This is a genomic window from Schlesneria sphaerica, assembly GCF_044336245.1.
Lineage (GTDB): Bacteria > Planctomycetota > Planctomycetia > Planctomycetales > Planctomycetaceae > Schlesneria > Schlesneria sphaerica.
The window spans coordinates 6,979,632-7,004,861 of the sequence record NZ_CP172346.1 but is presented as its reverse complement, the minus strand read 5'-3'; the positions used below and the strand labels follow the sequence as shown (position 1 = coordinate 7,004,861).

Below are 25,230 nucleotides of genomic sequence, written 5' to 3'. Positions count from 1 at the left end.
ACGTATGCGTCGCCCGGCAAAGCTATTCCGTGCTTACGGGGCGTCTTTCATCTGGCGCAGTCCGTCGAGGGCTCGCTCACGCGCAACGCCATGATCGATGATTGGTTTCGGATAGTTCTTTCCCAGAACAACATTGGCCCTTGCAAGAATTCCAGCAGGAGCCGTCCACGGGGCATGCAGCCAGGGGAGTGGAAGGTCTTTCAGTTCTGGTATCCAGCGACGGAGATAGGATCCTTGAGGATCAAATTTTTCCGATTGCAGTTGCGGATTGAGAATTCGAAAGTACGGAGCCGCGTCGGCCCCACAGCCCGCAATCCATTGCCACCCCAATGTGTTATTGGCGAGGTCTGCATCAACCAGAGTGTCATAGAACCACGCGGCGCCGTACTTCCACGAGATCATCAAGTCCTTAACAAGAAAAGAACCGACAATCATCCGCACCCGGTTGTGCATCCACCCGGTCGCCCACAATTCGCGCATTCCGGCATCCACTATCGGGTAGCCAGTTTCTCCCTTTTGCCAGGCAACCAGACCCGAAGGATCCTCTCGCCACGGGAATCTCTCGAAATCCGCCCGTAGCGGCCGTTCCACTGTCGACGGAAAGTGATAGATCAAATGGTGTGCGAATTCGCGCCAGCCCACTTCTTTAAGAAACGTGTCAGGCCCTGCCGTTTCTGTCGCGGTGGCGACACTCTTGCCCGACATTTTTTCGATCAGTTTTGAAGTCTGGTGCCAGACCGTGCGTGGACTGATCTCGCCGAAATGCAGGTAGGGAGAAAGTCGTGAAGTACCGCGTGTCGCTGGAAAGTCTCGTTGTGTGTCGTATTCAAACGCGGCCGACTTCAGAAATCGATCCAGCACATCTGCGGCGGAATTTTGTGGTGTCTCCCAGAACTGATGAAAACCGTCGTCCCAGCGAATCGTGGGAAGTAGCTTGAGGTCGTCGACCGTCAACGAATTGGGCCATTGATCTGGCGGCCGAATCTGCTCGGGAGCGGGAAGTGGTTCGTCGGGGGGCGAAGCCTTGAGACATGCCTTCCAGAAGGGGGTGAAGACCTGATACGGACGACCCTCTTTGGTTTGAATGTCCCACGGTTCAAAGAGAAGATTGCCGCCGAAGCTCTCGGCCTCAATTCCGCGAGAATTGAGCTCACGCTTCGTGATTTCGTCTCGCTTGCGTAACGCCGGTTCGTAGCCCCGAGTCCAGTAGACGGCAACCGCGTCCAACTCGTCAACCAGTTCCAGCAGTATGGCCAACGGTTCCCCGGTTCGAAGGATCAAGCGGGAACCGCGAGATTGTAACTCGCGATTCAGTCGCATCAGCGATTGATGCAACCACCAGCGACTTGCGGCACCTGGAGCGGTTTCATCGTTAACGGGACGTGAATGGATGTAGAGTGGGACGACCGGTTCACCTCGCTCGATGGCCGACTGCAAGGCGGGATGATCTTCAATCCGTAGATCGCGTTGAAACCAGATGATATGGGGACGATTCACGACTCTGTTTCTAACCCCGCGTTTGTTGCCCCCGCACGCCGCATAGATCTGGCCAGATTCTCGAGTTGTTGGAGCGACTCACAGACCTGACACGACAATCCCGCGAGTCTCCGACGCAAATCTTCGTCGACCGCTCTACCACCCACCAGGAAGGCAACGCCATTTGCTTCGGCGATTTGCGACAATGATTCAACCTGCTTGACGAATCGATCAATATCAGAAATGCGTGTTGCGGTGAGCCAGAACAGTCGCGGCTTCATGTCGCTGAGCGCATTCACCATGGAGTCAAAGGGAATTGACGTACCCAGCGAGGTGGCATTCCAGAGGCAGTCGCGCAGAACCAGTTCCGCCATTGCGTTCGGAAGGCTGTTGGTATCGTCTTCCAAAGTTCCACCGCAGGCATCCCATTCCTTGTCGGGCGCCTTCAGGGTCGATCGGAGATTGAACAAGACTCTTTGAAGGAACTCACAACTTCGACGTTCCTGGTAGACTTCGATTGACGACGACGCCCATCGTTCACGAATCTCGCGGAAAGCAGGGATCATCAGCCGGTCGCAAATTGTGCTGATGGAATGCCGGGCCAAATAAAGATCATAAACGACTTGCCAGACGGATTCTTCATTTCCTTTGATCAAGGCATCTACAAGGATTCTAACCCCTCGCTCCAGCCCAATCTCGGAACGCTGCGATCGGGTTGGCAACCCGAGAGCGCCGGGCACGACAATCACGTGTTCGCGTTCTTTGACAAACCTCAACACGTCACTCAGAGGCAATTTGCGATGCCCGCCGAGCGTACGCACAAAGTGAATTGCACCCTGGTCACAGTATCTTTTGATCGACGATTCGCTGAGTCCGATCGCTCTTGCCACTTGCTTTGGGGAAAGTAAATCATTCATTTCTTTTTCCCTGGCACGATTTCGTTTTGTTTTTAGACAGCTCACCGTCGCGTCCGCAACGATTACAATACAGTCTCCATCTCAAGGCCCGCCGGCTGATGATCGCCGTCGCATGCTACAAATCCATTTCATGAAGTAATACGCACTTTGTGTCCAAAACTCCATACATGAATGTCGTTTTTTTTCGACACCAGAGCGTCCGAAAAATCAATTCGCGCTGTTTTGAAGCAGCGCCATTCAAAAAGAAGCAAAAAACGATTTAAGAACGCACCGCGAAAAGTGGTCACCATCCGTTTCAAATCGCGCGTCAGGATTTCGAGAAGCCAGGTCCGCGCAACCGAATAGCGACGACGGCTAATTCTTCAGAAGTGTCCCGCCCAGAACAACGATTGAGATCGAAAAATAGATTAACAATCCCGTCACGTCGACGAACGTGGCGACGAACGGCGCAGAGGAGGTCGCAGGATCAAGCCCGAGGCGTTTGAGAGCGAACGGCAACATCGAACCGATCAGAGACCCCCATAGCACGATCGCTACCAGGGACAGACTGACTGCCATTCCGACCAACGCCCAATGTTCGCCATAAACGTCGGAAAACAAACTCCATGTCGCAATTCGTAAGAAGCCAATCGATCCCAGCAACAATCCCAAAATTGATCCCGAGATGACCTCGCGGCGAAAGACTTTCATCCAGTCGACAAGCCGAATCTCTCCCACAGCGAGGGCCCTCACGATCAACGTCGCGGCCTGTGAACCGGAATTTCCTCCACTCGAAATGATCAGCGGGATGAACAGCGCGAGCACCACCGCCTGGTCGAGCTGGTGTTCGAAGTATCCCATGACCGTGGCGGTTAAAAGTTCCCCGAGGAACAGAATGACGAGCCAGGTTGCTCGTTTATGCACCATCGTAAAGAGGGGCGTGCTCGCATAGGGCTCGCTCAGGGCCTCCAGTCCACCGAACTTCTGTGCGTCTTCGGTTGCCGCCTGTTCAGCGACATCCAGCACGTCGTCGATGGTGACGATCCCAACCAGTTTGTGATGTTCATCCAACACCGGAAGTGCCGTTCGATCGTACCGGCGGAAGACTTCAATTGCGGAGCGTTTCAGATCAGTCGCCTGCAGCGCAACGTAATTGGAGTCCATCAACCGCTCAATGGTGATGTGGACCGGTGCAATCAGAATCTGTCGAATTCTCAAGTCATCGATCAGGTGCATGTCATGGTCGACGACATAGACGACATTGAGAGACTCGCTGTCCTGCCCGTGACGACGGACATGCTCGAGCACGTGTTCAACGGTCCAATTCGGGCGGACCGCGACAAAATCGGGCGTCATCAATCGGCCGACACTGTCCTCAGGATAATGGAGCAGGGACCGTGCAATCGCCTGCTGCTGTGCTGAAAGTGTTTGAAGATGTTTCTCGCGGTCCGCTTCGTCGAGCTCTTCCAGCAAAGCGGTCCGGTCGTCTGCCGACATGTCATTGAACAGCGCACCCGCGTCGGCGGGCTCAAGACTTTCCAACAGCATATGTTGTGTTGGCCGGTCGAGATATTCAAAGATCAATGTGCGCTGGGGCCCGTGCAGCAAACGAAATGCCGCCTTCTGGTCAGCGTCGCTGAGATCAGCAAACAATTCAGCAATGTCCGCCGGCTGCCACATATCCAGCGCTTCGCTCAGCGTTGTGCCATCGCGGTTTTCGATCAGCTCACGAATCTCTGGCAGCATCAACTTGCAAAGCATTTGTCTTGAATCCTCTCAGACTCGTCAGCTCGACCCGAGCATCCGTGTTCCGCTGTTCCTGCTGGTCTCTCAGCCGACTTCCCGAGATGTCATGAAAGCCAGCGTCAGACAGCGATTCCTGCGCCGATGAGCGACTGCTGACACCCTCTACCAAGCATACGACGGAAGGCAATCACCCACCTGAAACTGGCGAGCTTCGCCCGAGAGAAACACCATACCGTTCGCAGAAACGGTGCCGCACAGGTCAGACGATCCGTGCCAGGGAACCAACCGGACACTGAGTCCCTCTTTCGTCCACGTCAGACACGCGGGATGATACGTTGGACGATCAGCCCGAGTCGAGTATGCGTGCTCGAGTTTCGCAAAGATCGGACTGGGTGTTGCAGGATCGACCCCCATCAGACGGCGAATCGCCGTCCGGACAAAGATCTCGCAGCAGACCATGCTGCTGACAGGATTGCCCGGCAAACCGAACACATAGGCAGAGTGGCTCGCCGAACTGACAGACGCTGATCGATCAACGCCGCGGAACTGACCGAACCAGAGAGGTTTACCCGGCTTCATTTCGACCTTGTGGAAGGCCTGCTCCACCCCCGCTTCCGCCAGCGTTGCCGGGACCAGATCCAGTGTTCCGGCCGAGACGCCCCCCGACAGGACCAGTAGATCTGATTGCAACCCCTCTCGAATCTTCGACAGCAGGTCGTCTCGATTATCTCGAGCGATTCCCAGAGACATTGCCTCGGCACCCGCTGCTGTAACCTGGGCCGCGAGCATGGCAACATTGGAGTTGCGAATCTGGCCGGGGCCGGGAGCGGATTCGATCGGAACGAGTTCGTCGCCTGTTGCCAGAATGGACACCTTCGGGGGTCTCCGGGCCGTGACGTGTGCGCACCCCAGTTCTGCAAGCGCCCCGATGCGGGCACCGTTCAGTGTCAGGCCCCGACTCAGAACACATGCACCTGACCGAACTGACGTCCCTCGTCGAATCAGGTTTGCACCGATAGTTGGTGGACCGCACTGCACTACAACGCGATCGCCGTCTCGCCGGGTGTCCTCAACCTTGATCACCACATCGGCTCCTTCGGGAAGAGGAGCCCCCGTCATAATCTGTGTGGCTTCACCCGGACCGACTCGCATCGATGGGACGCGCCCAGCAGTGACCGTTTCGATCACTTTCAGCGACGTGCCCACGGCGGTGACATCTTCTGCCCGGACGGCGTAACCATCCATCAGCGATTTGTCGAAAGGGGGAGAATCCGAGTGGCTAATGACGTCCGCCCCCAGTGTCAGTCCAAGAGCCTCACTGAGAGGTACCTGGGAAACACCAAGGGGCGTAATAGTTGCGACCAGTTTCTGGAGGGCGTCGTCCACAGTCCACATATTGTCTTCTTTGCGTGGTCTATGAACTGGGCAAGGCCGGCTCGACTCGTCTACGTCAAAGCGGATTGCTTACTTTGCACGAGGCACTGGCATTCAACTCGACCGGCCAGTGGCCTAATTCATATCGGTTCACGGTATTCAGCTCAGAGGCGGCCACTCGTGCCGCCTCTACTCGATCCAGGATCCGTCTGACAGTCTGGAATCCTAGTATTCCCACTCAACACCCAGATTGAAGTTCGAATTGAAGAAGTCCGACTTCTGACCGTTCAATTGCGGTGTCTTGGGGAACTGGTTCCAGATGATTGTATTGTGCGGTCTGTAGACTTGTCCAACATACAGGAAGGTGTATCCCGCTTGCAGTTGGGCCTTCTCGAAGACCTCCAGGCGGTTCAGATAGGGTACCAGATTGAAGACCGGGAACTTGACGTTGATCGATTGCTCGAACATTGGCGAAAAGTTGGTTGTCGTCTGGCTCGTGCTGAACGCCGTAAGGGTCGGGTCGTTCGGCATCTGAGGTACCGTATTGGGAGAAATGATATTGAAGGCATTCCCGATCCCATACCCCGTGATCTGACGTGAGGTCACGTTTGCCAGGGCTCCGAACTTCGTATTTCCCCACATCTGGAACTTGGCATTTTGAGGTCCCAGATCAAACCGCAACCCGATTTCAGGACCTGCCATCTGTGACAGAGTGGAGGAGACCAGATTCGAGTGAAGCACGTTCGGGTTCGAGAAGATTGCGTCCAGTGCAGATGGCGTCAGATATCCCGTCCCTGTCGTGGTTCCCCCGCCACCGCCGCCGTTATTACCACCTCCACCACCAGTTCCGCCGGATGACGGATCGTTGACTGTGTAACCCAGTCCACTGTCAGAGCCGTCAAAGCTGAAGCTTTCCCGCAAGTGCAAGTACCGGGCACCGAGCAAGGGGCGAAGCTTGACAGCGCGACGCTCATAGATGGAATTGAAGTAATAGTCCGAGTTGGCCCCCATCAATTGCGAGTTAAACCGCAGGTACACACCCATGTCGTAGGGCTGGACCGCACCGTACTTGCCATCACCATCGGTATCTCCATCAGGACCTGTGCCGGTCGAAATGGTTCCGGTGGAGTTAGTAATCGTGCTGTTCGTTCCCGAACTGCCCAGAGGCAAACCAAACCAGGCATGCAGGTGCAACAGAGGATTGTAGTTACCACTGAACTCATTGATATCGAGCAGGGGATCAACCAGATTCCAGCTGGAGGTCGCTCGCCCCTGGACAAAGCCCGAGACCACGAACCCGGTGTCATCCGGATTGAACCAACCCCACGTGCCCCGGAACCCGCCCGAGGTCATCACGTTCGCGAGGTTGCCCGTATCCTGTGCGGCAAAAATATTAACGACAGCCGCTCCACCTGTCCCGTTGCCTCCGCCGCCGTTGCCACCGCCGCCATTGGCGTTGACGTTGCGTGAAGGACCAGTGGTAAAGACTGCCTGATTGAATTGGGTCGTCCCAAAGATCAGGTTGCCTGTCGTAGTCGTACCCGTTCCATTTTGCCCTTGAAGAGCGTCAATCGACACGGGATTGACGCCGGGGGCACCAATCAGAGTCGAGTCTCCCCCACGTGTGTGGGCAAGCAACGCTTCTGCAGAGAAATAGTAGCGACGATTTCCCTGCAGGATTCTGTTGAACCAGAACCCATCTTCATAGGCCGTGGAATCCACGGGAGGCCCCGCGAATGGCGACACATTCGGCCATGCATTCGCATTCGGAGGATACCCCGCAGGCTGTATCCCGGAGTAGGTTTGTGGCACCTGACCATACGCTCCCGCGAATGGCGATGGCATCATTCCCATTCCCACCTGATCCGGATTCCCATTGGTCGGCATTCCCGGTGGTTGGGCCGTAGCCGTACCAACGCCCGCCAAGGCCAAACATCCACCCATCATTACAGCAAACCAGTGCCGTGTCCGCATCAGTCGTTCCCTGACTATGAACGCCGTGAACTCGGAACGTTCGCGAGTCTCGTCTCAGCTCCGAGAAGCCCGTTCTCCGCTCCCCAACGCAACGATAACTCAACGGGCGCAGCATTCTGCGCCTAGCGGAAGTATCGGCGCAGTCGTGTGGTAAACTGTACCGAACATTCGGATCGTATTGAAAATTCCACTTTTTCGGCTCTGGATCGACCCCATCGGCAGAACCCGCCGAACCTCCGGCTCCTCCACGTCCCGCCGCGGCAGCGAAACGGACTTACTTGAGAAGCGGGATAAGGAGACCGATCGCGGTCGCGAAATCACGCTGCGAGCAGAGGCAAGCAGCCTTTCAGCAAGGGAATTCCGAACCCATTTGATCAATCTGCGGACGAATCCTGCACAGCAGCCCCCGGCATTCACTGAGAGCTCCGTACAAACGGGCCTGCTTCCTATCGCAGGTGGCTGAAGAGCGTTCCGGTGGCATTTGCCAGCGAAGTCAGATCATGCTTCGAACGGACACCCTCATACCCGGCCCGCGCGAGACGCTGCCGCAAGCTGGAATCTCGCAAAATCTGCTGAAGCAGTTCGGCAAGCGATTCGGTGCTGCCATTACGGGACAAGAGTCCCCCCCCAGTGGAATCAATCAGTTCGGGAAACGCAGCATGATCTGGCAGAACGACGGGAATTCCGTTCGCCCAGGCCTCCAGCACGTAAAGCCCCTTTGGTTCCTGGAAGCGTGCTGGCACGCTGAAGACATCCACCGATTTCATGAATTCGACTTTTTCCGCATGAGTCGCGGGACTCCCCACATACTCGAAGGCCTCCCCGAGGGGTCTGGCCATTTCGACGACGGAGTCAAAGTAGGACTGGTTTTGCGCCCCGAGATAGCCACCCGCTTTTAGCCGAATGCCGGGGACCTTCTGTTTCAGCCGAAGCACGCTTTCCACCAGCAGATCGAGTCCTTTTTCAGGACAAATACGGGCGAAATAGCCAACTGTGGGTGCGGTCCCCACAACCTCTTTGGGCCGTCCATCGTGCTTGGCACAGTCAATTGCCAGAGGAAATTCCAGAAACTTGCCGGGGGCCAGCGACAAATAGCGAGACATGTAGTCTCGATAGAACTTGCTGTGGACAATGTAGCCGTCGAACTCGGCCGCGCGTTCCGTCAAACGCTTCATGACCGTTGTCCGGTAGGGTTCGACTAATCCATCGAGAAAAACGTCGTCACCTTGCAACACACAGTAGACCGGGCCCGCATACCGTTTGCGCAATTCGCGCAAGGCACCTGAAAGCAATGCGTTGCTGAAACAGACGACATCCGGCTTCAGCGCCGCCACGAAATCGGCCAGCTCTTCCCCCGACTTGCGATGCGGTCCCAGTTCACCATGAACCATTGATGCCGTCAGACTGCCCAATTTGGCGGCGTCAGTCTCGACTGCACCGCGAGTCGCCCTGCGGATGATCGCGGGGGAATCGAGCCAGCGTGTCAGAAAGCGGGGTAGCCTTCGCCAGAATCCAAACTGATCGTTGAGGTAAGTGTTAATCCCGCCGAAAAAGATAGGGGACGACGTCTGGTCCTCTTCATCGACGCGAATCGGCGTGTAAAGCGGGATCAGCGAAACCTCGATACCGGCCTGGTGCAACGCGCGAGCCCATGTGTTGTCGTGCATGCACGAGCCGCAGAACATTCCCGCGCCGCCCGCGGTGATTATCGCCAAATGCATTTCAGACGTTACTCGACAAGTCCCATGGTGCTTTCAAGACTTGAACGAGATTAAGTTGTCTTCGGTCAAAAAACCACCCGGTGTGCTCTGGTTTCAGAAACCGCTGAGAATCCGCTCCATGGCGACGGATCGATGGGCTCTCGGCCGTTTCTGTCGCTGTTCTCGCACTGCCCCAGATTCAGTCTGAATTCAGCGTGATGTGAAGAAGAGCTTTGACTCAGATTGATCCGCCAGAACTCCGACGCAACTTTGTTCCCCGTTCGTTCCGAGGTGGCGACAAGTCGAGTGCAATAACTACGAGAAGTCTGTCTGATCAATTCCTACAGCACGTCGTATCAAAATTCTTTCAGCATTTCTCCGTCGGCACGATGTGCGAGATTGCGCAACAGGTCCGGCGAGATATTCTGACTGATGAAACGGACGGAGCCGTCCCCCAGTACAAAGTGACCCCCACCTGTATGGAAGCTGCTCGGCCCCCCCACAGTTTCCCGTCCCCTTTCCAGATCGCGCAACTCCTGCCGGATATCCCCCCCGTTGACATTGCTTTGTGTAACAGGGTGAAGTTCGAACAAAACGCCCGGCCCTGGAATCGTCTCGGCAGCAACCGTCCCCTCGGGATCTGCGTCTGACTCGTCTTCCTTGGCGTCTTCGGGATTGACGGGTCCGCCAGCACCGGCGCTAGTCGGAGCGATTCGTACCGCATTCCGTAAAGAAGACTTTGTGCCGGAAATCCATCCCAGGTCACTTCCTGAATTCAAACGAGTCTCCATCACGAAGATCGTATTCGAACTCCCGTCGCGAATTTGCTCATAGCGAATGGAGCTATTCAAAAACAGGACGCCGTTTTGGTTGACATCGATGGGAGTCTCAAAATCGTTATGAACACCGCAGTAGCTGGTCAGCGCCGTTGTCGCCCCCCCGCCGGTGCCAGGATCCGAAGGGCAGATAAAAGTGCTGATCCGCTGCTGCCGTACGGGAACATTGGCCGGGTCATAAACCGATTTGGTGAAGTCGATGTGACCATAGACATTCTGCTGCTCGATGTACGGAAGAATCTGAGTCATCCAACTCATGTGATACCCCCCATTCTCCTTCGACATGATCGGCCCCGAGTCATTCTGTGTTCCGGGAGGGAGAACATCATGAGCCATCATGTAGTTCGTCAAGGCGAGACCGATCTGCATCATGTTGTTCTTACACTGCGTCCGCCGAGCTGCTTCCCGGGCCTGCTGGACTGCCGGCAGGAGAAGCGCGATGAGTACCGCGATGATGGCGATCACCACCAGCAGTTCGATGAGTGTAAAGCCTCGGCCTCGCGCTGTCCGAGCCTGAGGCCTCCGCGAAAGAGGGGGTCTCGACGCCTGGGAAGACGTGACATGCTTGTCGCCTGAATGAGCTGCTTTCTGGTGCACGTGTATGCCGTTCATCGTGTTGATTTCCTGATGAGAGATGACAATCGCGGACGAAATATCGCTAATGAATCAAGGAATGTTTCGCTTTCTGACGATGCGGACTCGATCGGGGTGATCCACTGGGTAATCTGCCGTGGCCGTCACGGCACGCAGTCCGGATTCCTCGGAATCGGCTGCCACAGTGATTCTCACCATGGCGGTTCGTCCTGGCGCGAGTTGCTTTTCTTGGAGGGCCCATTCTTCCCCCGTCCATTCCGGATTGTTCTGCAACTGCAAGAGAGCCCGTTGATAGCCCGCATCGGCCAGAAGGCTCGCCTGAATCCGGTATTCCTCCCGTTTCAGTTGTCGATGAGATAACGCCGCCGTTCGTAACAGCGCGGCGATGATGAGTGACGAAAGGAGCAGCGCCATCAACGCGATTAACATGGCCGCGCCGCGACGGGCCCGCCCCCCTGGCGGGGCACTCTGACGTGAAGGCTTTCGTATCATTCCTGTTCCTCCTTCACTGACGCGTCGGCGTCGGAATCCCCTGACCGCGCAGGTGGTTCATCGCCCGTCGTCGCTGCCTCATCAGAAGCTCGCTGCCCGCTCAAATCCTGAGCTGGCGATGGCTTCGAGAGATAGGCCTCGATATTCAGTTGACGCAGTGGAGCGTACTCGTGGCGTTTCCCCAGTGGACTCGCAGCGGGACGCCGTATCGAAAGCACTCGTCGCTGCGCCTCATCACCCTCGCCAGAAACAAAAGTGATCTCACAGTCGGGCAGTACGAAATCGTCTCGGGCGACAACGGCACCTTGATCCCGCGTGAGCCGTGTTACCCCTTGATCCGTCACGACGTACCGGACCGATACGCCTGCATCCCGGCCCATCGATCGAGGCTGAAGTGTCAGTTCCGTCTCTTCCACAACGATCCCTTCGGTTGCCTGATGAATGTCATCCCGAAACAGGATCGCCAGTCGAGATATGGTTCGCTCTGTGACAAACCCCTGCAAGACCGCTTTGTCCATTCTCAGCAGAAGATTGAAGGTGACCCCCATGATCCCGAACAGCGTCGTCAACATGCTGATCACAACAACCATCTCAATGAGCGTATATCCACATCGCCGGCTGTGCTTCGCTGTTGATCGTCCAAACCGGGACTGTCTCTTTCGAACAGGGCAGCGCTGCGTCGATAAAAGGGGGGGACTTAAGTCTCTGCGGCTTCCCTGGCGCTCGCGGCAAGTGAAACCCGACTGATCTGACTCCATAAGAGTGTCATGCAACATCACCGCACCTCATCGATCTGGTAACGCCAGGTAGAGAGTTTTAACGGTTGGACATATTCCCCGGCCTTATTCTTCCAGCGAACTGACGCAACGATCCGACGTGCTTGAGCTTCTCCGACCACCTCATGAACCGAAACTTGTTGCTCCAGTCCCGGCAGGATGAGACGAAGTTCTTCTTCAGCATCCTGTAGAGATACTTCGCCTAGTGTGAGCTTTAACCATTCCTGCTGAGTGGTTCGTTCGAGCAAGTTCGCCGCATGTTGCAGGGCGAATTGGCGTTGTTCCGTCGACCGACGCTCGTGTGCGACCACCTGCAGCATCGGTATGGTGGTCGTAAACACCAATACCATCAAGAGGCTCGTCCCGGCCATTTCGGTCAAGGTGAATCCCTTGCGCTCAGACACGGGAATACACCATCGACTCGGTGGGCCGCTTTGGAAACAGGAAGTTGTGTGTGTCTTTTGAAACATTCCAAACGGACTTTCATGACGCGGGAACTGTGCAAAGCCGCTTCGACTAGCTCAGATCATTGAGAAGCTTGATCAAAGGAAGGAAGATGCAGATCACGACCATCGCTACGCTCAACGCGACAGCCAGCAGGACAATGGGCCGTAATATTTCGGTCAATGCTGCCAGGCGAAACGCCGTACGCTGTTCCATCTGACTCGCCACCATGTCCATGGCCCAGGAAAGATTCCCCGAGTTCTCGGCGGTTTCGAGAACAACAGCTTCTGAGTAGGTGACGATTCCTGCCCTCTGCAGGGTCTGCCACTGGGGAGCTCCCTCCTGGAGGGTATCGATTGCCCACGCCAGTCTCTGACGAAGTCGCAGCGGTCCCGGATGCTTGGCAATGGAGTGCAAGGCTTTATCGAGGGGGGTTCCCTGATTCACGCACAGGGCGGCCGCGCGTAAGACATCGGGGCTATGCCATCTGATAAACCAATGCCCGAGAAGTGATTGGAGGACAACTCGCCAACCGTAATACTGTCCCACACAGGACAAGATGAGAATTCCAAGTGGAACATAAAACAAAGGCGCCAGATACAGATACCAGTAATCGCTGACCGTACGCGAGATCTGGATGAGCAGCACGGTCGGCGTCGGAAGTTCTGTTCCAAAATCCGCGAAAATTCTCCCGAACTTTGGAATGACCTGGTACATCAGGAAGGCCACAATCAGACAGGTAATCGGCACAATCAGAGAGGGATAAATCATGGCACTGGCGATATTCCCTGCTTCGTCCTCATCGTCAGTCAATTCTTTTGTGACTCGCACAGCGGTCGCACGCAACGTGTCGTGCAAGGTCGCCGAAGTCACTCCACAGTGAATCTGCAATGCGGCCGACCGTGGCAACAGACCTTGGGGAACTGCCAGTTCCGTAAGCGGAATTCCTTCGCGCAGCCGATTCGTCAGATCCATCAGAATTCGATGGCGACGTCCGTCGGTCCCCTTGGCATAAGCCTCGATCTCGTCGGCGAGGGGGCGGCCAGACCGCACGGCAAGAGCCAGCAACCACAGAAACTCAACCTGATTGGCTCGCGCCCTTGCACTCGCCACACGGAGGTCAGTCGTGATCAGCGACACGCAAACGACCAGGCCAATCAGCAGACCGAAGAAACCAATTGCGTACCCAGCGAAGGTGAGGAAGACCAGACCGCCGATGGCGATCGCCATCAAAACATAACTCAACTGGTTCAGCATGCTGCGGCGGGCCGCACTGGCGCGGCCCTCGGGCTGAACGGCTGAGATGACGCGTACGACGATACTGGCGAACAGCAAAGCAAATGGCCCGCTTATCAGCCCTATTTGTGTGCCGTCCATCGTTGCCTCCTGCTAAGCGAGAGCATTCAAGAGTTTGATCAAGGGGATAAAGATGGCGGCGACGGTCATTCCTGCCAGTCCCAGCACCGACAGCACCACGACGGGCTCAAAGATGGAATTCAGCGTGCGGCAAGCGACCCTGCACCTCACGGCAAATAAATCGGACAGGCTGTGGAGCGCATCAACGACGGTCCGCTGCGAGCCCACATGCCGAAAGACCTGACTCAATGCATTGGGAAGTCCTGCCGCCAGAGCTGCGTCGTCTGGTGAGACGCCGTCTTCAATATCGACTGCGACCAGCCGCGCTCGTCTCGAGACCCATTCGTCATTATTGGCATCTGCCGCGTGGCGAAGTGCACTCGAGAAAGGCAGGTTCGCTTCGACCAGAATTCCCATGACCCGGCAAAACTCTGACAGTGCTGCAAGCCTGAAAACGCTCCCCAGCAGCGGAATCGAAGTCAGCCAGTTTCTTGAAAACCAGCGTCTCCCCGTTGCCGAAATCACAGCGAGAGCAAATAAGATCAATGGAACCGCGCTAGCGACCAGAACCCAACCTGCTCTCCTCATGAATTTGGAGAAGTTCAGCAGAGCAACGGTCAAGCCGGGCAACTCAATACCGAAGTCACCAAAGATTCCCTCAAACGCGGGAATGACCGATAAGAGAATGAACGCACTCACGCAGCAGGCAAAACAGATCAGGAATGCGGGGTACGCCAGCGAAGCCCAGATCTCTTGCCGTAGCCACATTGCCTGCTGTGATTGATCAACACTGTATTGCATCACGGCGTCCAGCCGGCCCGACTTCATTCCCGCTTCGACCAGAGCCGTCATTGTGCGTGGCAAGCGCCCGGTCGAGTGCCGCATCGCGTCCGCCAGGGGGACTCCCCTTTCCAGTTGCTCGCTCAAATCGACCAGTGCTCGTCGCGTTGACCGCGATCGCGTCTGTTCCGCCAAAGCACGCAGTCCTGACTCAAGGGGCAGGCCCGCATGAATCGTGTGATTCACATGAGCGGCCACGGGAATTGATTCCAGTCGCCCCTGCGGATTGGGGAGAGTGCCGTGATTCGCCATGGGAGTACTCAACGTAAAAGTCCCCACAAGACCGATCACGAGCTGGCCGTCTGTCAGCGTGATCGGTCGTACTGATAAGCCGGAACGCTTGAGTCACAGTTTTGTCGCGGGGGGTCCTTAGGATCCGCTGCAAGCATTCATGGAATGGACCAGGTTGTCTCGACCTCGAACGGGAACACTGGCTTCCGCCGATGCTGATAGGGAAGCTGCGTCATGTTGGCCATCGTAACCCCGCGCGTATTGACACGCAGAACACTGGGACAGACCGGACGGTAAGCAGCCAGTGGGGCATTCACCCCTTTCGCCACGATGATCTGAAACTGATCGGGTTGCAGGCCGAAAGCCGTCAGTTGCTTGAGACTGAACGGAAGCGTCCGCTTGGTTGTGACCATGATTGTCAGGCCGCGATCGGTCTTGAGGATTGCAGTGCGTCCCTGGTCGAATTCGGTGAATCCGCCATGCCGTACCTCCGACTCCTTGAACCGACCGTCGGTCAGTTGCTCGACGCGAAACGTCCCTACGAGCGGAGCACCGTGCAGGTCATCTGTCCTGCCACCAATTGTGAACGTCGCCGTGTTTCCCACCCCCGTCGCTTCCGCTGTGCGGACAGCGTCAGCATCATCGATACAGACAAACGCAGGGCCAACTCCTGTACGATAAAGTTCCCAGGCAATCCATGTTCCGTCGCCTGGCGATCCCCCCCCCACATTGTCACCCATGTCCAGCATGCAAACGGGTCCGGGAAGTTTCACGGCCTGAGCAACAGCTTCTTCGACGGTCAGGAATGTTCCGGCCAACCCGTGCCGCTGATTCCACATTTCCTGTCCGAGTCCATTGGCCACTTGCTGAGCCAATTCAGGCTGACCGTCTGCAATGACCAATGCAGACGAGCCCATTTCTGAGACGTCAGCGTAGGGGAAACCGAACATCAGGCTGGCCCCCAGCACACCGGGACGATGTCTCGCTTCATCGAAGCGGGCACACAACTCCAGACAGGGGGATTCCGAAGTACATTGCCGTTCGATGTTGATGGCCATGGGTGGATAGCAGGCCGCCTGGACCGGGCGAATCTCTCCTTTTAATGTGCGCACCATGAGGATCGCGGCTTCGAGCCCGCGTTGTTCCTGGTCGACGTGCGGGTTCGTGCGATAGGCAACGAGCGCATTCGTCGCAGCGACCATTTCCGGAGAAAGATTCCCGTGTGGATCAAGTGTTCCGATGATGGGAAGATCAGGCCCCACGGCTTGGCGAACCCGGGTCAGCCATTCACCGTCGGCATCAGGATAGTCTTTGGAAACCGTTGCACCGTGCGGTGCAACCAGCAACCCGTCTAAAGGCCCGGCCTTGCGGAGTTCACTGAGCATCACATCCAGCAAATGGTTGAACGCTTCTGGTTCAATCGTCCCGAAGGGAAGGGCTCGCGCTGCGAACAACGGTACGGCTTCGATTCCTGCCGCTGCGAGTCCATCAAAAAATCCACGAACTTCGTGGTGAGCCGTTGCAAACGCCTGACGGACGTCTTCGCCTACAAGCAGCAATTCCTGACGGAAATGATCCAATGTCGTCGCCCCAGGCAGGAACGTGTTCGACTCTTGAATCAAAGCAAGAATTCCAACTCGCGGCATGATGGTTACTCTCCCCGTCTCAGGTTATTGGCCAAGGTGTCAGGACGTTTTCACATGAGCGACAAGTACCATGATAAACTAAAGACAGCATGCCTGAAACTGTCCTTGCAAGAATCTGACGAAAATTCCTAAAAGTCGGAGCGTCGCTGCCGGGTGTAGTGGCCGTGCCGACGCTGAAACAAACAGCTCGCCCCATTCATTTGGACGGCTGCCGAATGCGCGAGGGTGCAGTAAAGTCGTGAGACTACGGACTCGACAATGCCGTGAAACATGGTGGGGGACATGCTACAGTCGCGCTGCGAAAGTTTCGTCGAACCGACAGGTCCCCCAAGGAACAGCCCCATTGGCCATTACAGACTTCGACCTACCTGAAGCGACTTCCCGGATGACAACCTCTGGCCTCGTGTTGCGATGGATGCAATGCCTGGTCACGAGTTTGCTGCTGCTGGCTCTTGGCGCAGGTTGCTCTCAGGCACCTGCGGTCGCTACACAGCCCGCTGCGAACGGATCGAATGCACCGGCAGAAAATGGCGCCCAGACGGCCACATCCTCGGTTTCCGTCCCCCGTGACCAGATCACTCAGATCTCTGTCATCAATGCGCTCATGCTGGGGCACTACGATGGCATCACCACATTTGAGGAATTGCTGCGGTATGGTGACTTCGGAGTCGGAACACTCAACCAACTCGACGGCGAGTTAATCATTCTGGATGGGCAGGGCTATCAGGTCCATGGCGACGGTACGATCGATCGCGTAGCCCCGTCCGCGAAAACGCCATTTGCCGTCGTCACTCCATTTGATCGAGCGGAGCAGCAAAAGCTCCCGCAGATCGAGAGTCTGGAGTGGCTCGATGACCATCTGGACGAAGCGATCGGCCATCCGAATAAATTCATCGCCGTTCGCATTCACGCCAACTTCGCCACAATTACGCTTCGCAGTGTGAAAGTGCAGTCGCCCCCATATCGTCCCCTGGGGGTCGTGGCAAAGGAACAGTCAGTCTGGACTCGCGAGAATGTCACAGGAACATTGATCGGTATCCGTTGTCCCAAGTGGGTCCAGGGTCTGAATGTTCCCGGCTACCACTGGCACTTCCTGGCCGATGACCTCTCGTTAGGAGGGCACGTCCTGAAGTGTGCGGCGGGATCCGCAATCGCCGAATATGACGTCTGTCAGGAATGGCTCGTGCGTCTCGTGGATGCACCGGGATTCGATACGGTCAATCTGAACCAGGACCTTAATCGGGAACTCCGCCGAGTCGAGAGTGCCCGAGATGATGAAGAATCCGGAGCTCACCCGAACAAATAGAATTTGCGGTCGCCATTACTTGTACGACACCTGCTCGGGACGTGGTAATTCATCGAGATTCCGGATCCCAAACAGCGACAGGAACCGGGGTGTGGTCACGTAGTGAACTTCTTTGGGGTTTTGAGGGTCCCGCGCCACCGCAACCAATTCGCGGCGCACGAGCTGCCTGACGACCGCTCCACGTCCTGGTTTACCAAGCTCTTCAATCCGTGCCTGCGTCATTGGCTGATGATAGGCGATGACCGCCAGTACCTCCAGGGCCTCTTGTGACAGCCGAACCTCTTTTGGCCCCAGTCCGTAAACTTTATGGCGAATCCGTTCAAACTCTTCGCGGAGCGTCAGGCGGTACCCCCCCTCACCAAGGCGGATTTCGTAGGGTCGCCCCTCAGCCGCATAAAGCCGGTTCAGTTCGTCTATCTCGCGGTCAACGTAGTCCGATCTGAAATCGCCGCGCAAGACACTGGCCAGCCGACTTGCCGTCAGCGATGTTCCCCCCACAAACAGGCACGCCTCGATAATCTGACGAGGAACAGGCCGAAATTCGGGTGCCGGTACAGCGTCTGATTTAGCGAGCGGCTCCGGACTCTCATCCGCAGTCCCGCCGTCGGGTATTGGCTCCAGCAACTCATTGGGTTCGCCTGCCGCGGGTGCTTGCCCGGCATTCAGAACAGGGTCTTCAGAGGCTTCCACGGCTTCTGTAGCGTCTTCGAGTCCTTCCTGCAGTTCCTCGAGTGTCGAGGATTCCGGTACGGGAGGCGCAAACTCGATTTCCGATGCTTCCAGCGCCGAGAGTGCCTTGAGGTAGGCGGCCTCCAGTTCTCCTCCCCCCCAGTCATCGACAGGATCGCTTAAGAGTTCATCATCCTCCTGCAGATCGTCGTCGTAGGGATCGAAGTCCGATTCATCGTCGCTGAGATCAGGCTGATCGTCTGAAAAAGAACTGGTCATACGACGGAATCCAGAGACGAAGACATTCTCGGACAATTGAATCCAACCATCGCCGATCATTGCAAGTGGACCATTCGCCCCTTCCAGACACGCGGATCGGGACAGAAGTCAACGGAACGTGCGACCGCGGTAGGAACTGCGGTAAGCGGGCATCTCGTATTCTCGAATTGATTCGCGACTGGCCGGATCGTGTGCGATCAGGTATTTCAACCGGGCTGCCAGCCGATATCCTGCCAGGACGACTCGACGCTCGGCGATCGTATGTGCCTGAGAGATCCACTGCGGGGAAACGGCCGGGACCGACTCCGGCGCCACTTCATGAGATTCCACTTTGGACCAGGGGGTGTAGGGGAGCCGCCCGTTCATGTAAATGGCCTCGACAGCAATCTGGTAACTCTCTTCTGCGAATTCGGTCGACAGACGGTTCTGTGCGTATTCCGGCAGTCGCGACACAGACAAGCGTGGGTCGTGCGAAAGTCTTTCAGACAGATTCACAACATCCTGATAACGGGAATGGGTCCCCAGCATATCGTCCCAGACGGTGTGGAGTTTCCGGGGCTTCGAAGCATGGTTAATTCGAATCCCCAGCTTGTTCCCCCCTTCATCACCATGCTTCAGGAATGGAAGCTGTGGATCGACAAACGCCACCACGTGCAAGGGTTGGTGAATGTCGCCGATCAGGTGAAACAGCCAGCACATCCGGATTGCCCGGATCTCGTGTTGAGTCAGCTCGATTTCAGGATGCGATGTTTCCTGAGCCTTACCGCGCAAAATGAGGTAGGACTGGTCCAATTGATCGATCAGGTTGGTTTGTTCCGACGGATTCGACGGCTTGGGGAACTGCGGCATCGGTTGTGCCGGTAGCTCTGTGTCCAGTTGGCCCGGTCGAATACGGTAGTTGACGTAGTGCCAGTGAGGATGGTGATATCGGTAGATGGAATGAGAGGAAATCGGGGCGCGAGTCTGTTCTCGTGGCGGACGAATGTGGTCCGGCCAGGTTGCTGCGCGCAGGAAAATCCATTCGCTGGCCGTCACCTGACTCGGTCGATCCTTCAGAATGACGTCGTGCAGGTGAGGATGATGCCGCAAAATCGAGATCACCGCCGCCCGTTCGCCATCAGTCAACTGGTCGTAGGCGATTCGGGCAATCGTCATGTGCCCAAGATCATTCCACGCGAATACGGATGTGCTGCAAAATAAAATTAAGCACAGCGAAGTGATGAACTGACTGCGTCGCATGACAGAATCCTTTCCGTCGTGTCGTTTTCTCTGTGCTTCTGTATCTCTGTCACAGCCTTGAGTCTACGCCAGGATGCGTAGACTCAGACCGTCGATTACCTGATCAGTGACACCAGCCCTCGGAAAGATCTGTGGCAGTTCACACCAGCGCGTCGAAATCGTGAAGCGCCCATCGACCAACCACAACAGCATCGCCGCCGTATTTGATTGCCAATGCACACGTTCCGTAAATCGTTTCCCTGCTCAGACTCTTCCAGAACGGCTTTGATATGCCTTCTCTTTAGACCCAGATTAGCGGAAAGCAGAGCAATTCATTGCAATTTCGACAAGATGAGATTGTCCTGATCTCCTGGTTTTCCATTTGCCCACTGGATAAATGGTCAGAGCCGACATCGATTCCGCTCAGTTACCACGCCAGTGTGGCCAGTCGGTCGCCCCGGTAACAGAGGAAACGTGAGGATCACCGACCCCAGCGATCTGGGCAAATCAAGACTGGATTCGAAAACTGGCGAACCTGGGTTAGACCGTCGGACTCACGCTGGGGGCAGCGAATCATTTCACAAAGTCCCCAACTTTCCTGGATGAAACGAGACGGTTTGACGTTAGCAGGGAATCTCATTTAGAGTTTCCCTGACTGGCACCCGGAACTCACTTTTTTTGAAAACACAACTGATGCTCGCTAAACGCATTATTCCATGTCTCGACGTCCACGGCGGACGGGTCGTGAAAGGGGTGAACTTCCTGAATCTGCGCGACGCGGGTGATCCAGTCCAGGTTGCTGCCCGCTATGAAGAAGATGGTGCCGACGAACTGGTGTTCCTCGACATTACCGCCAGCCACGAGGAACGAGGAATCATTCTGGACGTGGTCCGACGTACGTCCGAAGTCTGCTTTATGCCTCTGACAGTGGGGGGCGGGATTCGGACGCTTGACGACATCCGCATGCTGCTGAATGCCGGTTGCGACAAGGTCTCGATCAACTCGGCTGCGGTCAAAGATCCAGACTTCATCCGCCAGGCCGCTTTGAAATTTGGAAGCCAGTGCATTGTCGTCAACATTGACCCCAAGCGAGTCCAGCGGGACGGCAAAGAAGTCTGGGAGGTCCATGTGAACGGTGGACGTGTTCCAACAGGGCTGGAAGCAGTCGCCTGGGCCAAAGAAGTCGAGCGACTTGGTGCGGGGGAAATCGTCCTCACATCGATGGACGCGGACGGAACACAGGACGGCTATGATGTGGAAATGACTCGGGCCGTCGCGGACGCAGTGCAAATTCCCGTTGTTGCCAGCGGTGGCGCCGGAAACCCTGAACACCTGCGCGAAGTCCTTACCGAAGGTCACGCCAGTGCAGCTCTGGCGGCCAGTATCTTCCACTATGGAACTCACCCCATCGGCGAGACCAAACAGTACCTCAAGGAGCATGGGGTGCCCATTCGCTTCAATTCCCTGACTGGCGCCGGCGCGAGTTGAGAATCGGCTGTCCGAAGGGCGAGTAAAGGCGGGGTAAGAAATGGCGAGAGGATGCAGAGACTCTGGTCCTCGCCGCTCGAATCGCACTCCCCGCCGAAGGATATTTCCTGAAATCGAGCTGACGACTGGCCGCTGTGTGTGAAATCCTCAGAACGTTTTCGACATAACACTTTTGCCAAGCTTGTTTAAGTGTCCTGTTGCCACCAAAGTCCGTGTGTGTGGTGTCGAGCCTTGGTCGGAGCGGAATCGACTCCAAAGCCTCACCGTTTTGTCGTAGAATCCTGCACCGTGGTATGTTAACGAGGTCAGAGCCCCCGGGGCGTCCTGTCAGGAATTCCTATGCGAAAATCCACTGTTTCTGCCATCGTGGCAATTCTCTGCTTCAGTTCGGTTGTTCACGCAGAGAACTGGGGACACTGGCGCGGTCCCACGGGAAATGGAACCGCACCCTCAGCGAACCCGCCGCTTGAATGGACCACGACGCAGAATGTCAAATGGAAATACAAGATTCCAGGACTCGGCTCGTCGTCTCCTGTAATCTGGGGTCATCGCGTCTTCGTCACCACAGCAGCTCCCGCCGTGGGAAAGAGTGCGGGTGACGGTGCCCTCGATTTTAAGGTCATCTGCCTCGATCGCGCAATGGGCAAACTGGTCTGGGAGAAATCGGCCGTCATCGCCAAGCCACACCAGCAGACCCATTCCACGAATGGGTTCTGTTCGGCCTCTCCTTGCACGGACGGCGAAAGACTCTATGCCCACTTCGGTTCACGCGGACTGTACTGCTACACGCTCGATGGCGAACTCGTCTGGAAACGTGACGACTTTGGAAAGATGGACATCCGCAACAGTTTCGGCGAAGGAAGCTCGCCGACTCTGGCAGACAACAAAATTCTGGTCCCCTGGGATCACGAAGGAAAATCCGCCATCTTCGCACTCGATAAGCTAACGGGCAAAACTGTCTGGAAGACGGATCGAGATGAAACAACGTGCTGGGCCACGCCACTCGTGGTTGACAACGAAGGACGCAAACAAGTCGTGCTGAATGGTCAGAAGTTTGCGCGCAGCTACGATCTGGATTCCGGTAAGGAACTCTGGCGGTGTGGTGGTCAGACCGAGCGACCAGTCGCTTCTCCTGTCGCGGAAAACGGAGTCGTCTACGTTACGAGCGGTCACCGCGGCTCGTTCATGGGTGCCTTTCGCCTGAATGGCAAAGGCGACATCAAAGGGACCAACCAGGTAGCCTGGACCGTTGATCGGGACACTCCTGACATTGCCTCTCCGCTCCTCTCTTCGGGGAGAATTTACTTTCACAAGGGGAAATCGGGACAGTTCTCCTGCGTCGATGCCGCAACCGGAAAACCTTATTACATGGGCAACCGCATCCCCGGACTCGACAGCATCTATGCTTCACCGGTCGCCGCAGGGGGATACGTTTTCTTGACGGGACGCAACGGAACGACGGTCGTCATCAAAGATGCTCCGAAACTCGAAATCGTGGGAACAAACTCGGTCGAAGAAACCGTCGACGCCACTCCGGCTCCTGTCGACAACGAACTCTTCATTCGTGGCGAGCACCACCTGTTCTGCATTGCGAATGAAAAGTAGCCGAATTGCCCAAGTGGCCGTCTCGGACCGGGATAAGCGAGCCTTCCCATGAGTTTCCAGAAGGAAAACGCAACGGAGGGCGCTTCGGGCGGCCACCTCCGAGCATGGCGGACAATTGCAAAATCCACACCTGCGTAATGCGGTACCCCACTGACCGAACGGCTCCGTAAAGTTCCGGTCCCATCCGAATTCGAGCAACGCGACTCACCGGGAATCGGTCTGCTGACTGGTGTCTTCAAGGAAACCCAGCGAGTTCGCGCCCACCGTGCCCAAGCGTGATTGAACGTGACTGAAACAGTCGCTCAGACGAGTCATCGATACCGGGTGGCGTAGCCGCACCCGTCGTATCATCGCCTCCAGGGGACCGAGCAAACTCGCTTGCTCCCCGCCTGAGTCGGTTACCATCGGCGACGCAACTCGCTCGATTCTCCGTACGGGTGCCCAAATTCGTCAGCCCGATCCCCATCGAGAATGGTGCGGGAATTTTTCCAAGAGAAATTTGACTTTTTTTTGTAACGCTGCTGGTGGTCCAGCGAATTAAACTGCACAGCGGTTTCACCTCGCGTCCGTCTTCAGACATAATGTCGACTATCGGTGGTCGCATCAGGCAGACAGGGATGATTAATCGCCCGGTCCCTCGAAAGCGATCTGTGTTTCGTAGGATGTTACTGATGAGAAGTCAGACTATGGACCGAGTCCGCTGCGGAAGTGCCGTTCTGTGGTGCGTCGCCATTTTGATCTCAGGGGTCGCGGTTTGCCTCTCTGCCGAACACGTGGAGCAGGTTGAAAGTCGAACCCGAATCGATGAGGTCGTGGAAACGGGATGTCACGCTGAAGGCATCTCACCCCTTCCCACATGTAGTGACACAGAGTTCCTCCGCCGCGTCTGGCTCGATCTGGCGGGACGAACTCCGCCCTTAGAGGAAGTCTTGAAAGTGACTTCTTCGTCCCTTCTGGATCGTGGCGACGTCATCGAACGACTGGTCAAATCACCGGAATTTGCCCGCCACTGGGGTCGAATCTGGGCAGAGTATCTGACTGAGCAGCGCCCATTCGAGACAGAAGGGTATGACGGTCGCCGCCTGCTGCAGTTTCTGACAAAGGCCTTTCACGAGGACCAGCCCTACACAGAAATCGTCAGCGAATTGATTCTTGGTGAGGGAACAAGCGATGTCAGCGGGGCAACGAATTTTCTGATGCGCTACAATGCGGAACCGATACCGCTGGCGGGTGCAGTCAGCCAGAAGTTTCTGGGACTTTCCATGCACTGTGCCGAGTGCCACGATCATCCGCATGCGCGCTGGAATCAAAAGGACTTCCTCGGTCTGGCTGCTCATTTCGCTCGACTGCGAAAGATGACGCCGACCAATCCACAGGAAGGGGAATCGTTCTTCGTAATCATCGAGCGGCCGCGCGGCGAGCTACGTGTTGCCGATCGAAAGGCGAGTCCAAACGAGAATGGACAACAGCCGCTGCGAACGATTTTCCCTCAACTTCCTGACAGCCCACGAACGGACTCGACAAGAGCGCGACGAGCCGTACTTGTCGAATGGCTTACCGAGAATTCCAATCCCTACCTCGGTCGGCACATGGTGAATCTGGTCTGGGAACGGTTGCTGGGCGAACGGCTGGTTCCCAATCTGGATGATTGGCCCACCCAAAATCTGTCTCCGAATACCGAGTTGCTCAATCTGCTGGCTGCCGATTTCTGCGATAGCGGCTGGAGCATCCAGCAACTGGTAACCACGATCGCGAAGTCCAGGACGTACCAGCGGTCGAGTCACACCGACGTATCGGCGGACTCCCGATTCGATCCCGAGAAGGCGCACACGGAATGGGCGAACTGGTCACGAGCGAGGATTCGGCCGCTGTCGGCCGATCAGATTCATCTCTCGATCGGTCAGGCGTTCGGATATCACTTCGACGAGAATGACCACCGTCTGGCACACGTGACTGGCGAGGAATTTTCCCAGGACATCCCCAACAATAACCTGGGGGCGATCCCTCTGTCATTGAGTCGATCTCTCGCGCTGTACAACAGCGACTACGTCCGCGGAGCAGTCGAACTGGGAAGCGAGGTCGCGATTCGACTGTATGGCCCCCATGTCAGTTCCGAGCATATCGAGCGGATGTTTCTGGTACTTCTCTCACGACGGCCAACGATCGAAGAAATTGAGTTCTTTCAGGATCAAAGCAGCGAGGACGATCCACGCACGGGCCTGCAGGACATTCTGTGGGTACTGCTGAACTCGTCCGAATTTGTCACCAATCACTAGGAATACAG

19 protein-coding genes are annotated in these 25,230 nt (G+C 56.2%); 4 read left to right on the top strand and 15 right to left on the bottom strand.

The genetic code is table 11. The annotated features are described in order from the left end of the window. Positions 1-33 precede the first annotated feature (33 nt). The 13 genes from ACGY09_RS25065 to ACGY09_RS25005 form a co-directional block, all read right to left on the bottom strand. The gene (locus ACGY09_RS25065; RefSeq protein ID WP_397569909.1) at positions 34-1,497 is read right to left on the bottom strand and encodes a cryptochrome/photolyase family protein; all 1,464 of its coding nucleotides are present in this window, start codon (positions 1,495-1,497) and stop codon (positions 34-36) included. Continuing rightward, complete coding sequence (locus ACGY09_RS25060) at positions 1,494-2,393, bottom strand: B12-binding domain-containing protein (RefSeq protein WP_373652237.1); 900 nt, start codon at positions 2,391-2,393, stop codon at positions 1,494-1,496. Before ACGY09_RS25060 ends, ACGY09_RS25065 begins: the two co-directional genes overlap by 4 nt. Positions 2,394-2,747: 354 nt before the next feature. Beyond that, on the bottom strand, positions 2,748-4,133 hold the full coding sequence (gene mgtE, locus ACGY09_RS25055; RefSeq protein ID WP_397569908.1) for a magnesium transporter: 1,386 nt from the start codon (positions 4,131-4,133) through the stop codon (positions 2,748-2,750). Positions 4,134-4,280: 147 nt separating this feature from the next. Next, complete coding sequence (gene glp, locus ACGY09_RS25050; RefSeq protein ID WP_397569907.1) at positions 4,281-5,513, bottom strand: gephyrin-like molybdotransferase Glp; 1,233 nt, start codon at positions 5,511-5,513, stop codon at positions 4,281-4,283. A 204-nt stretch (positions 5,514-5,717) separates the two neighbouring features. Beyond that, positions 5,718-7,466, bottom strand: coding sequence for a hypothetical protein (locus tag ACGY09_RS25045; protein WP_397569906.1), 1,749 nt, complete (start codon positions 7,464-7,466; stop codon positions 5,718-5,720). 446 nt (positions 7,467-7,912) lie between these two features. After that, positions 7,913-9,187, bottom strand: a complete 1,275-nt coding sequence (locus tag ACGY09_RS25040; protein WP_397569905.1) for a glycosyltransferase family 4 protein — start codon at positions 9,185-9,187, stop codon at positions 7,913-7,915. A gap of 335 nt (positions 9,188-9,522) precedes the next feature. Then, positions 9,523-10,614 (bottom strand): DUF1559 domain-containing protein, encoded by a 1,092-nt coding sequence (locus tag ACGY09_RS25035; RefSeq protein WP_397569904.1) that lies wholly within the window; start codon positions 10,612-10,614, stop codon positions 9,523-9,525. Between the two features lie 54 nt (positions 10,615-10,668). Then, positions 10,669-11,088, bottom strand: coding sequence for a hypothetical protein (locus ACGY09_RS25030; RefSeq protein WP_373652243.1), 420 nt, complete (start codon positions 11,086-11,088; stop codon positions 10,669-10,671). Further along, positions 11,085-11,678: a hypothetical protein gene (locus tag ACGY09_RS25025; RefSeq protein WP_373652244.1), complete on the bottom strand. Its 594-nt coding sequence runs from the start codon at positions 11,676-11,678 to the stop codon at positions 11,085-11,087. The genes ACGY09_RS25030 and ACGY09_RS25025 overlap by 4 nt, the downstream gene beginning before the upstream one ends. A 185-nt stretch (positions 11,679-11,863) precedes the next feature. Next, positions 11,864-12,268: a hypothetical protein gene (locus ACGY09_RS25020; RefSeq protein ID WP_397569903.1), complete on the bottom strand. Its 405-nt coding sequence runs from the start codon at positions 12,266-12,268 to the stop codon at positions 11,864-11,866. A 112-nt stretch (positions 12,269-12,380) separates the two neighbouring features. Beyond that, complete coding sequence (locus ACGY09_RS25015; protein WP_373652246.1) at positions 12,381-13,685, bottom strand: type II secretion system F family protein; 1,305 nt, start codon at positions 13,683-13,685, stop codon at positions 12,381-12,383. A 12-nt stretch (positions 13,686-13,697) separates the two neighbouring features. Continuing rightward, positions 13,698-14,756, bottom strand: coding sequence for a type II secretion system F family protein (locus ACGY09_RS25010; RefSeq protein WP_397569902.1), 1,059 nt, complete (start codon positions 14,754-14,756; stop codon positions 13,698-13,700). A 137-nt stretch (positions 14,757-14,893) separates the two neighbouring features. Further along, positions 14,894-16,381: a M81 family metallopeptidase gene (locus ACGY09_RS25005; protein ID WP_397569901.1), complete on the bottom strand. Its 1,488-nt coding sequence runs from the start codon at positions 16,379-16,381 to the stop codon at positions 14,894-14,896. A gap of 343 nt (positions 16,382-16,724) precedes the next feature. On the opposite strand from ACGY09_RS25005, the gene budA reads away from it, so the two are divergent. Beyond that, a complete protein-coding gene (budA, locus tag ACGY09_RS25000; protein WP_397569900.1) occupies positions 16,725-17,687 on the top strand; it encodes an acetolactate decarboxylase in 963 nt (320 codons plus the stop codon). A 15-nt stretch (positions 17,688-17,702) separates the two neighbouring features. Here the strand turns inward: budA and ACGY09_RS24995 are convergent, their stop codons facing one another. Both ACGY09_RS24995 and ACGY09_RS24990 read right to left on the bottom strand, forming a co-directional pair. Then, entirely contained in the window at positions 17,703-18,635 is a 933-nt protein-coding gene (locus tag ACGY09_RS24995) for an SMC-Scp complex subunit ScpB (protein ID WP_397569899.1), read from the bottom strand. Positions 18,636-18,743: 108 nt separating this feature from the next. Next, the gene (locus ACGY09_RS24990; RefSeq protein ID WP_375314918.1) at positions 18,744-19,874 is read right to left on the bottom strand and encodes a S1/P1 nuclease; all 1,131 of its coding nucleotides are present in this window, start codon (positions 19,872-19,874) and stop codon (positions 18,744-18,746) included. A gap of 672 nt (positions 19,875-20,546) precedes the next feature. On the opposite strand from ACGY09_RS24990, the gene hisF reads away from it, so the two are divergent. The 3 genes from hisF (at position 20,547) to ACGY09_RS24975 (ending at position 25,222) form a co-directional block, all read left to right on the top strand. Then, positions 20,547-21,341, top strand: a complete 795-nt coding sequence (hisF, locus tag ACGY09_RS24985) for an imidazole glycerol phosphate synthase subunit HisF (RefSeq protein WP_397569898.1) — start codon at positions 20,547-20,549, stop codon at positions 21,339-21,341. A gap of 339 nt (positions 21,342-21,680) precedes the next feature. Beyond that, positions 21,681-22,946, top strand: a complete 1,266-nt coding sequence (locus ACGY09_RS24980; protein WP_397569897.1) for a PQQ-binding-like beta-propeller repeat protein — start codon at positions 21,681-21,683, stop codon at positions 22,944-22,946. Positions 22,947-23,617: 671 nt separating this feature from the next. Then, positions 23,618-25,222 (top strand): DUF1549 domain-containing protein, encoded by a 1,605-nt coding sequence (locus ACGY09_RS24975; protein ID WP_397569896.1) that lies wholly within the window; start codon positions 23,618-23,620, stop codon positions 25,220-25,222. Positions 25,223-25,230 lie beyond the last annotated feature (8 nt).